General features: G+C 71.7%; 12 protein-coding genes and 1 tRNA gene. 5 read left to right on the forward strand and 8 right to left on the reverse strand.

What is annotated here, in order from left to right:
- Positions 1-42: 42 nt before the first annotated feature.
- Both ligA and mnmA read right to left on the reverse strand, forming a co-directional pair.
- Positions 43-2,388 carry an NAD-dependent DNA ligase LigA gene (ligA, locus tag ACTJKO_RS13215; protein ID WP_440689431.1) on the reverse strand — a complete coding sequence of 782 codons (2,346 nt, stop codon included), beginning with the start codon at positions 2,386-2,388 and terminating at the stop codon, positions 43-45.
- 66 nt (positions 2,389-2,454) lie between these two features.
- Positions 2,455-3,561 (reverse strand): tRNA 2-thiouridine(34) synthase MnmA, encoded by a 1,107-nt coding sequence (gene mnmA, locus ACTJKO_RS13220; protein ID WP_440689433.1) that lies wholly within the window; start codon positions 3,559-3,561, stop codon positions 2,455-2,457.
- Between the two features lie 39 nt (positions 3,562-3,600).
- Here mnmA and ACTJKO_RS13225 point away from each other — a divergent pair, with 39 nt between their 5' ends.
- The 3 genes from ACTJKO_RS13225 (at position 3,601) to ACTJKO_RS13235 (ending at position 5,899) form a co-directional block, all read left to right on the forward strand.
- A complete protein-coding gene (locus ACTJKO_RS13225; protein WP_440689435.1) occupies positions 3,601-4,893 on the forward strand; it encodes an MFS transporter in 1,293 nt (430 codons plus the stop codon).
- Between the two features lie 57 nt (positions 4,894-4,950).
- Positions 4,951-5,031 (forward strand) — tRNA-Leu (locus tag ACTJKO_RS13230).
- A gap of 127 nt (positions 5,032-5,158) precedes the next feature.
- Positions 5,159-5,899, forward strand: coding sequence for a DedA family protein (locus ACTJKO_RS13235; RefSeq protein ID WP_440689437.1), 741 nt, complete (start codon positions 5,159-5,161; stop codon positions 5,897-5,899).
- Positions 5,900-5,933: 34 nt separating this feature from the next.
- On the opposite strand, the gene rdgB is transcribed toward ACTJKO_RS13235, so the two are convergent.
- From rdgB to murI, 3 genes are read right to left on the reverse strand one after another with little or no spacing between them, the layout of a single operon-like run.
- Positions 5,934-6,521 (reverse strand): RdgB/HAM1 family non-canonical purine NTP pyrophosphatase, encoded by a 588-nt coding sequence (gene rdgB, locus ACTJKO_RS13240; protein WP_440689439.1) that lies wholly within the window; start codon positions 6,519-6,521, stop codon positions 5,934-5,936.
- Positions 6,518-7,258: a ribonuclease PH gene (gene rph / locus ACTJKO_RS13245; RefSeq protein WP_440689441.1), complete on the reverse strand. Its 741-nt coding sequence runs from the start codon at positions 7,256-7,258 to the stop codon at positions 6,518-6,520. Before rph ends, rdgB begins: the two co-directional genes overlap by 4 nt.
- Entirely contained in the window at positions 7,255-8,100 is an 846-nt protein-coding gene (gene murI, locus ACTJKO_RS13250) for a glutamate racemase (RefSeq protein WP_440689443.1), read from the reverse strand. Before murI ends, rph begins: the two co-directional genes overlap by 4 nt.
- 79 nt (positions 8,101-8,179) lie before the next feature.
- Between murI and ACTJKO_RS13255 the strand changes: the two genes are divergently transcribed.
- Entirely contained in the window at positions 8,180-9,469 is a 1,290-nt protein-coding gene (locus ACTJKO_RS13255) for a nicotinate phosphoribosyltransferase (RefSeq protein WP_440689445.1), read from the forward strand.
- Positions 9,470-9,496: 27 nt separating this feature from the next.
- On the opposite strand, the gene ACTJKO_RS13260 is transcribed toward ACTJKO_RS13255, so the two are convergent.
- From ACTJKO_RS13260 to ACTJKO_RS13270, 3 genes are read right to left on the reverse strand one after another with little or no spacing between them, the layout of a single operon-like run.
- A complete protein-coding gene (locus ACTJKO_RS13260; RefSeq protein ID WP_440689447.1) occupies positions 9,497-9,757 on the reverse strand; it encodes a DUF3039 domain-containing protein in 261 nt (86 codons plus the stop codon).
- A gap of 49 nt (positions 9,758-9,806) precedes the next feature.
- Positions 9,807-11,378, reverse strand: a complete 1,572-nt coding sequence (locus ACTJKO_RS13265) for an ABC transporter permease (RefSeq protein ID WP_440689449.1) — start codon at positions 11,376-11,378, stop codon at positions 9,807-9,809.
- The gene (locus tag ACTJKO_RS13270) at positions 11,354-12,676 is read right to left on the reverse strand and encodes an ABC transporter ATP-binding protein (RefSeq protein WP_440689451.1); all 1,323 of its coding nucleotides are present in this window, start codon (positions 12,674-12,676) and stop codon (positions 11,354-11,356) included. Before ACTJKO_RS13270 ends, ACTJKO_RS13265 begins: the two co-directional genes overlap by 25 nt.
- A gap of 300 nt (positions 12,677-12,976) precedes the next feature.
- Here ACTJKO_RS13270 and ACTJKO_RS13275 point away from each other — a divergent pair, with 300 nt between their 5' ends.
- Positions 12,977-13,672 (forward strand): NTP transferase domain-containing protein, encoded by a 696-nt coding sequence (locus ACTJKO_RS13275; RefSeq protein WP_070416669.1) that lies wholly within the window; start codon positions 12,977-12,979, stop codon positions 13,670-13,672.
- The last annotated feature ends 26 nt before the right edge of the window (positions 13,673-13,698 follow it).

Raw genomic sequence — 13,698 nt, forward strand, 5'->3', positions numbered from 1 at the left:
TCGCGTGCTGCGGACAGTGGTTCGACGTGCTGCTGCCCCGGATCAGCCCTGCGGCTCGTCCTCTGCGGCGTCGGCCGGAGCGTCCCCGAGGGCGGCGGGACCCTCGGTCACGAGCACCCGGAACTGCTCGGCGTCGATGATGCGGACGCCGAGCTGCTCGGCCTTCGTCAACTTCGATCCGGCACCCGGACCGGCCGCGACGAAGTCCGTCTTCTTGCTCACGCTCGACGCGGCCTTGCCCCCCGCGGCGATGATCGCCTCTTGTGCGCCCTCTCTGCTGTACCCCTCCAGCGAGCCGGTGGCGACGACCGTGAGACCGCTGAGGACCCCGCCCTCGGCACTCGCCGCGCCCGGCCCCGGGTGGTCCGGCGTCGAGAACTGCACGCCGGCGGCGGTCCAGCGATCGATGATCTCGCGGTGCCAGTCGACCTCGAACCAGTCGAGCAGGGCGTCGGCGATGATCCCGCCCACACCGTCCACGGCCGCGAGTTCCTCACGCGAGGCCGCGCGGATGGCGTCGAGGGAACCGAAGTGACCGGCGAGCGCCCTGGCCGCGACGGGCCCGACGTGCCGGATGCTCAGGCCGACCATGATGCGCCAGAGCGGCTTCGTCTTGGCGGCGTCGATGTTCGCGAGCATCTCGAACGCGTTCTTCGAGGGGTACCGGCTCGGCTCGCCGGTGTAGTCCGCACCGCGTGCGTCCGGGTCGAACGGCGGGTCGGTCTTCTTGCGCGCGCGGCTGAAGGGCGTGACGCGCTTCGGGGCGCCGCCGTCGTCGGTCTTCTCCATGCCGGTCTCGGCGTCGCGCACGACCACCTCGATCGGGACGATGTCCTCCATCGTCAGGTCGAACAGCCCCGCCTCCGTCTCGAGCGGCGGACGTTCCGGGGAGGACGGCTGCGTGAGTGCCGCTGCCGCCACCTCGCCCAGGCCCTCGATGTCGAGCGACCCGCGGGACGCGATGTGCTCCACACGGCCGCGGACCTGTGCGGGGCAGCTCTTCGCGTTCGGGCAGCGGAGGTCGATGTCGCCTTCCTTCGCGGGCGCGAGGGGCGTCCCGCACTCGGGGCAGTTCGTCGGCATGACGAACTCCCGCTCGCTGCCGTCGCGGAGTTCCACCACCGGTCCGAGTACCTCGGGGATGACGTCGCCGGCCTTCCGGAGCACGACCGTATCCCCGATCAGCACGCCCTTCGCCTTGACGACCTGCTGGTTGTGCAGCGTCGCCTGGCGGACGACCGACCCCGCGACCTCGGCGGGGGCCATCACCGCAAACGGCGTGGCCCGACCGGTGCGCCCGACGCTCACGACGATGTCGAGGAGCTTCGTGTGCACCTCTTCCGGCGGGTACTTGTACGCGATCGCCCAGCGGGGCGCCCGCGACGTGGAGCCGAGTTCCTCGTGCAGGGCGAGGTCGTCGACCTTGACCACGATGCCGTCGATCTGGTGTTCGACGGACGCGCGGCGGTCGCCGTAGTCCTGCACGAAGGCCGAGACCTCGTCGATGGTGTCGAAGACCCGGTAGTGGCTGCTCGTCGGCAGTCCCCACGACTGCAGCAGCTCGTAGACCTCGGACTGCGCGCGGACGTCGGTGTCCCGCTCGAGTTCACGGACCGGCCACGCGCCGATGCCGTGCACGAGCATGCGCAGCCGGCGGAGCCGGTCCACCATGAGTGCACGTTTGGCCTCGGACTTGCCGTCCTCCTTCTGTCGGAGGGACCCGGCAGCGGCGTTCCGCGGGTTCGCGAAGACGCGCTCGCCCGCTGCACGTTGCCGGGCGTTCAGCTCGTCGAACTGCTCGACCGGGAAGAAGATCTCGCCGCGGACCTCGACGAGGGGCGGGTGCCCCGTGCCGGACAGACGGTCCGGGATGGTGCCCATCGTGCGGACGTTGCCCGTGACGTCCTCACCGACGACGCCGTCGCCGCGCGTGGCCGCCGAGACCAGCCGGCCGTTCTCGTACCGCAGGTTGATCGCGAGACCGTCGATCTTCAGCTCGGTCAGGAACCGGACCCGCTCCGCGCCGGCGTCGCGCTGCACCTTCACCGCCCAGTCGGTGAGTTCTTCCGGGCTGAAGACGTTGTCGAGGCTCAGCATGCGCTCGGCGTGCTCGACCGGCGCGAACTGGATCGTCTGGAGCTGCGCGCCGACGGTCTGGGTCGGGCTGTCCTCGGTCACCAGCTCGGGGAAGCGGTGCTCGATGGCGTCGAGACGGCGGGCCATCACGTCGTAGTCGGCGTCCGTCACCGTCGAGCCGTTCTCGCCGAAGTAGTAGGCGGCCCGGAGTTCGTTGATGCGCGCGCGGAGGCGGTCCACCTCGCGCTGGGCCTGCGCCGCGTCGAGCTCGTCGGGGTCGATGGTCTCGAACGTGGCGTCGGTCTCGCTCATACCCACAGTTCTACCGCCTGCCACCGACGCGCGGCGCAGCAGCGACGTACGCCGGGAGCGCCGCGGTCAGGCGCTGACGGGAACCGCCGAGATCGTGGCGTCGATCGTGCACTGTCCGAGCACGCGGGTACCCACGTACACCACGGCGGTCTGCCCCGGGGCGACACCGGACAGCGGCTCGTCGACGTCGATCACGAGCGCCCCGTCGGCCACCCGCGCCGTCGCCGGCACCGGGTCCGCGTGCGCGCGGATCTGGACGTCGCAGGCGAACGGCACGGCGGGGTCGGCCGGTGCGGTACCGGCCCAGGTGAACCGGGATCCCGACATCGACGTCACGTCGAGGGCCTCCTTCGGGCCGACGACGACGGTGTTCTCCTTCGGGCGGATCTCGAGCACGAACCGCGGCTTGCCGTCGGGTGCCGGTCGACCGAGGTGGAGGCCGCGGCGCTGCCCGACCGTGTAGCCGGTCGCACCCTCGTGCGCACCGACGACCGTGCCGTCCCGCTCGACGACGTCCCCCGGCGCGGCGCCCACCCGGTCGGCCAACCAGCCGCGGGTGTCGCCGTCCGGGATGAAGCAGATGTCGTAGGAGTCCGGCTTCTGCGCGACGGTGAGTCCACGCGCCGCGGCCTCCGCCCGGACCTCGTCCTTCGACGGCGTGGCACCGAGCGGGAACATCGCGTGCTGGAGCTGCTCGGCCGTCAGCACGCCGAGCACGTACGACTGGTCCTTCGCCCACGCGGCGGAACGGTGCAGCTCCCGCGCGCCGTCCGGCCCGGTGACGATCGACGCGTAGTGGCCGGTGCACACCGCGTCGAAGCCCAGGGCCAGGGCCTTCTCGAGCAGGGCAGCGAACTTGATGCGCTCGTTGCAGCGCATGCAGGGGTTCGGCGTGCGCCCTGCCTGGTACTCGGCCACGAAGTCGTCGACGACGTCCTCCTTGAACCGCGCCGAGAAGTCCCACACGTAGTACGGGATCCCGAGCGCGGACGCGGCGCGCTGGGCGTCCATCGAGTCCTCGATCGTGCAGCAACCGCGGCTGCCGGTCCGGAGCGTCCCGGGCATCCTGCTGAGCGCGAGGTGCACGCCGACGACGTCGTGCCCGGCGTCGACGGCCCGTGCCGCGGCCACCGCCGAGTCGACGCCGCCGCTCATCGCTGCAAGTACTCGCATGCATCCAGGGTAAGCGTCCGGCGTAGCGTTGCACGAGCGATGACCTCCGAGACCCCTGCCTTCGACTTCCGGGCGGTCGTGCTGTCCGGCTTCCTGCCGGCGGCGCTCTTCGCGATCGGCGAGGGCGCGATCATCCCGATCATCCCGATCGCGGCGAGTTCGCTCGGCGCGGGCCTCGCCTTCGCCGGCTTCGTGGCGTCGCTGATCCTCGTCGGCGAGCTCATCGGCGACGTGCCCTCCGGCGTGGTCGTCGCCCGCATCGGCGAACGGAACGCGATGATCGGCGCGGCGATGGTCTCCATCGTCGGCCTCCTGGTCTGCACGGTCGCGCCGGACGCGTGGGTCCTCGCGGTCGGGGTGTTCCTCGTCGGGGTCTCCACCGCCGTGTTCGCGCTCGCCCGGCACGCCTACATGACGACGGCCATCCCCGTGCACGTCCGGGCACGCGCGCTCTCGAGCCTCGGCGGGGTGTTCCGCTTCGGGTACTTCGTCGGGCCGTTCGTGTCCGCGGCCGTCGTGCACCTCACCGGCACCACGCAGAGCGCGTTCTGGATCCACGTGACGTGCTGCCTCGCCGCCGCCGTGGTCCTCCTCGTCCTGCGCGACCCGGCGACGGGCGCGCGCGGTCTGCGGTTGCCGAGCCGCGCCTCCCGGCCGTCCGTCGACACCGCGGAGGAGCTGCGCGAACCACCCACCGACACCGGCGCCCAGTTCGTGCAGGAGGAGGCACACGGGCTCTTCCGCACGATCCGCGCGAACCGCGCCGTCCTGCTCCGGCTCGGCAGCGGCGCCGGGCTGATCGGCGCGCTGCGGGCCGGGCGACAGGTGATCCTGCCACTCTGGGCCGTGAGCGTCGGCCTCGACGACGCCACCGCCGCCCTCGTCATCGGCATCGCCGGAGCGGTCGACTTCGCACTCTTCTACACGAGCGGGCAGATCATGGACCGGTGGGGTCGGCTGGCGAGCGCCCTGCCGTGCATGCTCGGGCTGAGCGTGAGCTACTTCCTCCTCGCCTGGTCCGGGCACCTCGACGCACGGGTCGGCTGGTTCGTCGCCATCGCGATCGGCATGTCCCTCGCCAACGGGGTCGGGTCGGGCATCCTCATGACGCTCGGCGCGGACCTCGCGCCGCGGGACCACCCGGCGCCGTTCCTCGGCGCGTGGCGCTTCACGGGCGACTTCGGGTCCGCGGCGGCGCCGCTGGTCATCTCCGGGGTCACCGCGGTCGCGTCGCTCGCGCTGGCGAGCGGGGTCATGGGCGTGCTCGGCCTGGTCGGCGCGGGCATCCTGCTCCGGTACGTGCCGCGGTACCTCCCCCGCGCGTTGCGCTGACGGGAGGCGCGGACCACGCCCGTCACGCCGGCGCCGGTCGGTAGACTGCCGCTGCTCGCGGGAGTGGTGGAATCGGTAGACACGCAGGATTTAGGTTCCTGTGCCCCAGGCGTGAGGGTTCGAGTCCCTCCTTCCGCACCGAACACAGCGCTCCCGCACCGCCGGACAGGTCATACCACCGAGGGATGGGCTCGCAACCCGTGGGCGGTACCCTCGTTCCGCGGGAGTCCTGCCCGTGCCTCTCGCCTCCACGACCGGAAGAACCATGCACTCCGTCGCACTCGCCCTCATCCCCTGGCTGGATCCGCAGTACATCCTCGACCACTTCGGGGCGATCGCCGTGCTCGTGGTCTGCGCCATCGTGTTCGCCGAGACCGGCCTGCTCATCGGGTTCATCTTCCCCGGCGACAGCCTCCTCGTGATCACCGGCCTCTTCGCCTTCGACCGCGGTGGACAGATCGGCGGCATCCCGGTGTGGGTCGCCGCGCTGATGATCGGCGCCGCGGCGTTCCTCGGCGGTGAGCTCGGCTACTACATCGGCAAGAAGGCCGGTCCGCCCATCTTCGAACGCCGCGAGAGCGGGCTGTTCTCGAAGGAGAACGTCGACCGCACGAACGCGTTCTTCCACCGCTTCGGTCCGCTCGCGGTCATCCTCGCCCGGTTCGTGCCGGTCGTGCGCACGTTCCTGCCGATCGCGGCCGGCGTCGGACGCATGAACTACCGGAAGTACTCGCTGTACAACGCGATCGGTGCCGTCATCTGGGGCGTCGGCGTCACGTTCCTCGGGTTCGTGCTCGGCTACATCCCGCCGATCGCGTACATCGTCCGCAACTACATCGACGTGATCCTCATCCTCGCGGTGCTCGTGACCGTCGTGCCCGCCGGGCTGCACTACTGGCGCACCGCCCGCAAGGCGAAGCACGCCGCCGAGCGTGAGGAGGCGAGGCACCAGCCCGGCGACGCCGGCGCGCCGGAGCGCGGCGAGGCCGGCGCCGGCCAGCTGTAGGGGGCTGTCCTCCGCCCGCACGGCGGGCAGCGGCTCAGACGCCGAAGGCCTCCCGCACGATCGGGGCGATCCCGCGGAAGGCCTTCGAGCGGTGGCTCAGCGCGTTCTTCTCCTCGCGCGTCAGCTCCGCCGAGGTGCGGTCGGCGTCGTCCGGTCGGAAGACGGGGTCGTACCCGTGTCCGCCGGTCCCGATCGGCTCCGTCGTGACCTCGCCGTTCCACACCGCCTCGAACACGTGCTCGGTGCCGTCCGGTGTGACGAACGCGGCCGCGCAGACGAAGGCCGCGGTCCGCTCGACGACGCCCTCGAGGTTCTGCAGCAGCAGGGCGATGTTGTCCGCGTCGACCCGGGTGCCGGCGTACCGCGCCGAGTGGATGCCGGGGGCGCCGCCGAGCGCGTCCACCGCGATCCCGGAGTCGTCCGCCAGCGCCGGCAGCCCCGTGTGCGCGACCGCCGCACGGGCCTTGATGAGCGCGTTCGCGGCGTAGGTGTCGCCGTCCTCGACCGGTTCCGGACCGTCGTAGGCGACCAGTTCGACACCGCCGAGGGCCTCGCCGAGGATCTCGCGGAGCTCGACGACCTTGCCCTGGTTGTGCGTCGCGAGGACGACCGTGCCCGTCACGAGGACAGCCCCAGCACCTCGCGCTGGATCGCGGCGAGCGACCGGTTGCCGGCGAGGCCGAGGTCGAGCAGGACGTTCAGCTCGTCGCGGTCGAACGGCGCGTGCTCCGCCGTGCCCTGGACCTCGATGAACTTGCCGGAGCCGGTCGTGACGATGTTCATGTCGGTGTCGGCGGCGGAGTCCTCGGTGTAGGCGAGGTCGAGCATCGGCTCACCCCCCACGATGCCCACCGAGATGGCCTGCACGCTGTCGGTCAGCGGCGCGGCCTTCTTCGCGATGAAGCCCTTGTCGCGGCCCCACTCGATCGCGTCCGCCATCGCGACGTACGCGCCGGTGATCGACGCCGTGCGGGTGCCGCCGTCGGCCTGCAGCACGTCGCAGTCGATGACGAGCGTGTTCTCGCCGAGGGCCTTGGTGTCCACGACGGCGCGGAGCGAACGTCCGATGAGCCGCGAGATCTCGTGCGTGCGGCCGCCGACCCTGCCCTTGATCGACTCACGCTGCATCCGCTCGTTCGTCGACCGGGGCAGCATCGAGTACTCGGCGGTGACCCACCCCGTGCCCTTGCCGGTCAGCCAGCGCGGGACGCCGTTGGTGAAGGAGGCGGTGCAGAGCACCCTCGTGTTCCCGAAGGAGATGAGCGCGCTGCCCTCGGCCTGCGTGCTCCACCCCCGTTCGATGGTGACGGGACGGTGGTCGGTCGCGGTACGACCGTCGATGCGGAGCGTGTCGCTCATGGGGTCCTTTCGGTGCGGGGCAGCGTGATGGCCCCGGTCTGGAGGTGCCCGACGCTGGAGACCTCGGGGCCGAGGAAGCGTCGGGCGAGTCGGATGAAACCGTTCTTGTCGTCGCCGGTCGCCTCGAACGAGTACGTCGGCGGTTCCGGGGCGGTCCGTTCGAGCCCGTGCTCGACGAGCCGCCGGTACACGTCGTTCGCGGTCTCCTCTGCGCTGGAGACGAGCGTCACGTCCGGCCCCATGACGTACTGGATCGCCGCGGACATGAGCGGGTAGTGGGTGCAGCCGAGCACCAGGGTGTCGACGTCGGCGTCGCGCACGGGCCCGAGGTACCCGGCCGCCACCTCGCGCAGCGCCGGGGAGGAGGTGTCACCCGCCTCGACGAACTCGACGAAACGGGGGCAGGCGGCGAGCGTGAGGGAGACGTCGGACGCCACCGCGAAGGCGTCCTCGTAGGCGCGGGACGCGATCGTGCCGACGGTGCCGATCACACCGATCCGCCCGGTGCGGGTCTGCTTGACGGCGGCGCGCGCCGCGGGCTGGATCACCTCGACCACGGGGATGCCGTACGCCTGCTCGTAGCGTTCCCGGGCGTCCCGGAGCACCGCGGACGACGCCGTGTTGCACGCGATCACGAGCGCCTTGACGCCCTGCTCGACGAGGTCGTCCATCACCTCGAGCGCGTAGCGCCGGACGTCGGCGATCGGCTTCGGACCGTACGGCGAGTGCAGGGTGTCGCCGACGTAGCGGATGCTCTCGCGCGGCAGCTGGTCGATGATCGCCCGCGCCACCGTGAGCCCGCCGACGCCGCTGTCGAAGACTCCGATCGGTGCATCCGTCACGGTGACCAGCGTACCGACGTACGCCGACGTCCCGACGCGGTCCGTGCCTCCCGAGGGGCGCGACAGTAGTGTCGGAGAGGTGACCAGCGCGCTCCTGACGGACCAGTACGAACTCACCATGGTCGACGCGGCCCTCAAGGACGGGACGGCGGACCGACGGTGCGTCTTCGAGGTCTTCGCCCGTCGGTTGCCGGACGGCCGCCGCTACGGGGTGGCGGCGGGCCTGGGGCGGTTCCTCACGGCGCTCGCCGACTTCCGCTTCGGCGACGAGGAGATCGGGTTCCTCCGCGACCGCGGCGTCATCGACGCCGGCACCGCCGGGTGGCTGGCGGACTACCGGTTCTCCGGCGACGTGCGCGCCTACCGGGAGGGCGAGGTGTTCTTCCCGAACTCCCCCGTCCTGCAGATCGAGGGCACGTTCGCCGAGGCGGTCGTGCTCGAGACCCTCGCACTGAGCATCTTCAACGCCGACTCCGCGATCGCGTCCGCCGCGGCCCGCATGGTCTCCGCCGCCGACGGCCGGCCGCTGGCCGAGATGGGCTCCCGACGCACCGGTGAGTGGAACGCCGTCGCCGCCGCCCGTGCCGCCTACATCGCCGGCTTCGGGGCGACGAGCAACCTCGAGGCGGGCCGCACCTGGGGCATCCCCACGATGGGCACCGCAGCACACGCCTTCACGCTCCTGCACGACTCGGAGGAGGACGCCTTCCGGTCGCAGCTCGACGCGCTCGGCACCGGCACGACCCTGCTCGTCGACACGTACGACATCGAGGCCGCCGTCGACACGGCCGTGCGGTTGACCGACGGGAAGCTCGGTGCCGTGCGCATCGACAGCGGTGACCTGCCGTCCGTGGTCGCCGCGGTCCGGGCACAGCTCGACCGACTCGGCGCGACGGGCACGAAGATCACCGTGACGAACGACCTCGACGAGTACACGATCGCCGCGCTCCGGGCAGCGCCGGTCGACTCCTACGGCGTCGGGACCTCGGTCGTGTCGGGGTCGGGTCACCCTGCGGCCGGCATGGTGTTCAAGCTCGTCGCCCACCGGCCGGCGGACGGCGGCGACTGGGTGCCCGTCGCGAAGAAGTCCGCCGACAAGGCGTCGACGGGTGGCCGCAAGGAAGCTGGTCGCCGTCTCCGGAACGGCATCGCCACGGCCGAGGTCGTGCTGGCCTCCGGTCAGGTCGGTCCCGACGAACGGCCGCTGCTCGTGCCCGTCGTGACGAACGGCGAGGTCGACCCGGCGTTCCTCGGAGCACAGGGGGTGGAGGCCGCGCGGGCGCACCACAAGCTCGCGAAGGCGGAACTGCCCGCCGACGCCGCCCGGATCGGCCGCGGCGACCCCGCGATCCCGACGCTGGTGATCTGAGCCCGGGCCCCTCCGCCCGCGTCGGGGCTACTCGTCCCGCATCTTCTCGTAGATCGCCTTGCAGTCCGGGCACACCGGGAACTTCTCCGGGTCGCGGCCCGGGATCCACTTCTTCCCGCACAGGGCCTTCACGGGCTTGCCGGTGAGGGCCGACTGCAGGATCTTGTCCTTCTTGACGTAGTGCGAGAACCGCTCGTGGTCGCCGGGCTCGATGGCTTCCTCTTCGAGGAGCTTCTCGAGCTCGCGGTCCATCACGTCGAGGCCGCCGCCGGGTTCCGTCATGCTCATGCGTCCAGGGTACGACGGTGCAGCTGACGCCGCGACGACGGGAGGCGGGTCAGTTCCGCTGCGCGGCCGCGAGCAGGTCCGGCCCGTGCCGGTCGAAGAGACGACCACCCACGGCCACGCCGACCGCGAGCACGACGACGCCCACGAGCGCCCCGACCACGAGCGTCAGCACGGCCCACGGCGTCGGCCCGGAGACGAACGCCAGCACCGCCAGCCACGCCGCCGGCACGGAGCACACGATGATCCCGACCACCATCGTCGACTGCGCGACCGATGCGATCGCCCCGGCGGCCTGCGGCTGCTGGAACGGGTGGTCGCCCGGACGCACGGTCGGGTACGGCAGCAGCACGGACACGACGCTCGACAGCCCGAGGCCGGACAGCAGGGCACTCGCACACACCCCGACGAGCACGGGGAAGGCCGTCGGGTCGCCGTACAGCCGGGCGGAGACCCACGAGCCGAGGACCAGCGCCGGGATCCCGACGACGAGCACGGGGACGAGGCGCCCGAGCCGGTCGCTCCACCCGGGGGCCCCGGACGCGACGTGCAGCCACACCGCCGTGTTGTCGAACGACACGTCGTTGTGCGGCAGGAACCCGGCGATGAGCGCCATCAGGGGCAGCGGCACGAGGGCGGTCCAGTGCCACGGGACGCCGGCGACGCCGAGCGGGACCACGACGACCGGCACGAACACGATGATGAGGTACGACGCGCGGTACCGGGGATCGCGTCCCCAGTACGTGAGCGCCCGCGCGGCGACGGCGGCCACCGGCGTGGACCCCAGTCGGTCGAACCAGCCGAGCCCACGGTAGCGACGGGTCCGGGCGCGGCCGTCCACGGTCTCGAGCGCCCGGCCGACGAGCGCCCACCACGCCCAGACCAGCAGCCCGACGACGACGAGCGCGACGAGCGCCTTGGCGATGCTCTCGCCGACCCGGCCGCTCGCGACGTCGGCCGGGATCGCCCAGGCGGCACCCCACGGCGTCCACCCGGCGACGTCGGCGACGCGCTGCATCTCGGCACCCGCGGGGTCGAGCCACGCCACGCGCAGCAACAGTGACACCGCCGGGATCGCGAGCACGACGATGACGAGCGCGACGAGCCAGCCGGCGTCCCGGGAGCGGTTCGGGCCGATCACCGCCGAACCCACCGCCGAGCCCACCCGCACCAGCAGCGCACACGTCGCGATGGCGAGGAGGCCGCCCACGACGCCGAGCACGCCGGCTCCGGCACCGCGCATCCAGGTGACCGACTGTGCGACCGCGACGATCGCGACCGCGACGACCGGCACTCCGATCAGGCCGGCGACGCCGAGCCCCACCGCCAGGTCACGTCGGCCGGCGCCGAACACCGTGAACCGGCGGGGATCGAACTGGTCGCTCCGCCCCACGACGAGCGGGACGACGGTGAAGGCGAACGCGATGAGCGCGCCGACGGGCACGACGACCGACCGGGCGACCTCGGGCGTCGCGTCCCGGAGCCCCACGAAGCCGACCGCGACGAACACCGCCGCGACGAGCCCCGCGATGCTGCCGAGCACGACGAGGACGGCCCGACGGGCGCTCCCGCGGACGGCCCCCGCGAGCAGGTCCGCCCTCAGTCGGAGAAGCTGTGCAACCATTCCATGCTCTCTGCCACGACGCGGCCGCCCGCGAGTTCGACGAACTTGTCCTCGAGGCTCTTGCGACCCCGCACCTGCGCCATCGTGCCGGACGCGAGCACCTTGCCGCCGACGATGATGGCGACGGAGTCGCACGTGCGCTGCACGAGTTCCATCGAGTGGCTGGAGAGCACCACCGTGCCGCCCCCGCGGGTGTACCGACGGAGGATCTCGGTGATCGTCGCCGCGCTCACCGGGTCGACCGACTCGAACGGCTCGTCGAGGACGAGCACGCGCGGCGAGTGGATGAGCGTCGCGGCGAGGGCGATCTTCTTCGCCATGCCGACGGAGTAGTCGGCGACCTGTCGGCCGAGCGCCTCGCCGAGCCCGAACGCCTCGGCGAGGTCCGCGCTGCGCTGGCGGGCCGTCGCACCGTCGAGGCCGCGGAGCGTCGCCGAGTAGTACAGCAGCTGCGCACCGGTGAGCCGGTCGAACAACCGGAGCCGGTCGGGCAGGACACCGAGGTCCCGCTTGGCCGCGGTGGGGTCGGTCCACACGTCGTGGTCGAGCACGGTCACGGACCCCGCGTCCGGACGGAGGAGACCGGTGACCATCGAGAGCGTGGTGGTCTTGCCGGCGCCGTTCGGGCCGACGACACCGAAGATCGACCCCTGGCGGATCTCGAGGTCGACCTCGTCGGCTGCGAGCGTCTGCCCGTACCGCTTCACGAGGCCGCTGGCCCGCAGCACGACGGGCTGCTGCGGCTGCTTCGGGGCCGTCGCCGGGCGCTTCGTCGTCGCCGGGCGCTTCTTGGCGGTCTTCGCGGTCGCGGGCGCGGCGGCGCCCTGGGTCGCGGGTGCAGCGGCTGCCGCGTCGGTGGCGTCCGGTGCGTCCTGCGCCGGCTCGCCGGGAGGCACGGTGCCGGTCGTCCCCGCCGTCTGCGTCGGCCGGGTGGCGCGGCCCTTGCCGCCACGGGGCTTGCCCGGACGGCGTGCCGTGGTGGTCGCGGCGCTCGCCTGCGCCGACGCGGTCGCCCGTTCCGTCGCCGTACCGGCGACCGTCGTGTCGGCGACCGTCGTGTCGGCGACCGGCGTCTCGACGCCCGTCGCGTCGGCGACCGTCGTGTCGTCGGTCATCGCTTCCTCAGCGGAGGCGTCGTGCGCATCCCCGTCCCCCATGTCGTCGTCGGCGGCGTCCTGCACCCCGGTGTCGTCGTCCGCGTCGTCCGTGTCCGTCTCGCCGTCGACCTCGGCCGACTCGGTCAGCCAGGCGGCGTCGGACGTGGCGTACACGTCGTCGTCATCTCCTGCTGCGGCCACGGCCCCACCGTACCAACGCTCTCCGGACACTGGCGGACGGGCCGGACCCAGTGTCACGAAATGAACACGAAGCGTCCGGAACCGTCCCCCGTCGGAGGGACGTTCCGTATCATTCACCAGGGCACGACGAAGTGTTCACCACTTGGAAACCTGCCCTGACCGGCGTCTCCTGGCCCGTCCCCACCCTGCGAATGACCGCAGGGACGGCCGGTTCCCGGACAATCCGCATCTCCCAGGAGCAGACTCGACGAGGCCCGCCCGTGCCCCAGGGCGCGCGGGCGGACACCAGAAGGGACCAGCATGACCACGCAGATCGTGATCCTCGCAGCGGGGATGGGCAGCCGTCTCGGGCGCAGCCTGCCGAAGCCGCTGACCGAACTGAGCGACGGCCGCACCATCATGCAGCAGCAGTTCGACAACATCCGCGCCGCGTTCGGTTCGAGCGCACGCGTGACGATCGTCGTCGGCTACAAGTCGGAGTACATCGTCGAGGCCTTCCCCGAGGCGAACTTCGTCTACAACGAGTCCTACGACTCCACGAACACCTCGAAGAGCCTCCTCCGCGCCCTCAAGGCCACCGGCAAGGGCGGCGTCCTCTGGATGAACGGCGACGTCGTGTTCGACCCGCGCGCACTCGTCCGCGCCGCCGACATGATCGACGAGGACCGCTCCTTCGTCAGCGTCAACACCGACAAGGTCTCCGACGAAGAGGTCAAGTACACGGTCGACGCCGAGGGGTTCATCCACAAACTGTCGAAGCAGGTCGTCGGCGGCCTCGGTGAAGCCGTGGGCATCAACTACGTCTCGTCGAAGGACAAGCAGGCGCTCATCCGTCAGCTCGGCCGCGTCGACGACCAGGAGTACTTCGAAGGCGGCATCGAGGCGGCCATCGCCGAGGACGGGCTACTCTGGAGCCCGATCGACATCTCCGACCTGTACGCGGTCGAGATCGACTTCGCCGAGGACCTCGAGCGCGCGAACAACCTGTTCGCCTGAACCACCGTCAGGACCCCCTCGGCGGT

The organism is Curtobacterium sp. 22159, from assembly GCF_052045775.1.
In the GTDB taxonomy this organism is placed as follows: Bacteria; Actinomycetota; Actinomycetes; order Actinomycetales; family Microbacteriaceae; genus Curtobacterium.

What these genes read in the sequence shown, in the direction of transcription:
- ligA (WP_440689431.1), bottom strand. Translation starts at nt 2,388, where the DNA reads ATGAGCGAGACCGACGCCACGTTCGAGACCATCGACCCCGACGAGCTC.
- mnmA (WP_440689433.1), bottom strand. Translation starts at nt 3,561, where the DNA reads ATGCGAGTACTTGCAGCGATGAGCGGCGGCGTCGACTCGGCGGTGGCC.
- ACTJKO_RS13225 (WP_440689435.1), top strand. Translation starts at nt 3,601, where the DNA reads ATGACCTCCGAGACCCCTGCCTTCGACTTCCGGGCGGTCGTGCTGTCC.
- ACTJKO_RS13235 (WP_440689437.1), top strand. Translation starts at nt 5,159, where the DNA reads ATGCACTCCGTCGCACTCGCCCTCATCCCCTGGCTGGATCCGCAGTAC.
- rph (WP_440689441.1), bottom strand. Translation starts at nt 7,258, where the DNA reads ATGAGCGACACGCTCCGCATCGACGGTCGTACCGCGACCGACCACCGT.
- ACTJKO_RS13260 (WP_440689447.1), bottom strand. Translation starts at nt 9,757, where the DNA reads ATGAGCATGACGGAACCCGGCGGCGGCCTCGACGTGATGGACCGCGAG.
- ACTJKO_RS13265 (WP_440689449.1), bottom strand. Translation starts at nt 11,378, where the DNA reads ATGGTTGCACAGCTTCTCCGACTGAGGGCGGACCTGCTCGCGGGGGCC.
- ACTJKO_RS13275 (WP_070416669.1), top strand. Translation starts at nt 12,977, where the DNA reads ATGACCACGCAGATCGTGATCCTCGCAGCGGGGATGGGCAGCCGTCTC.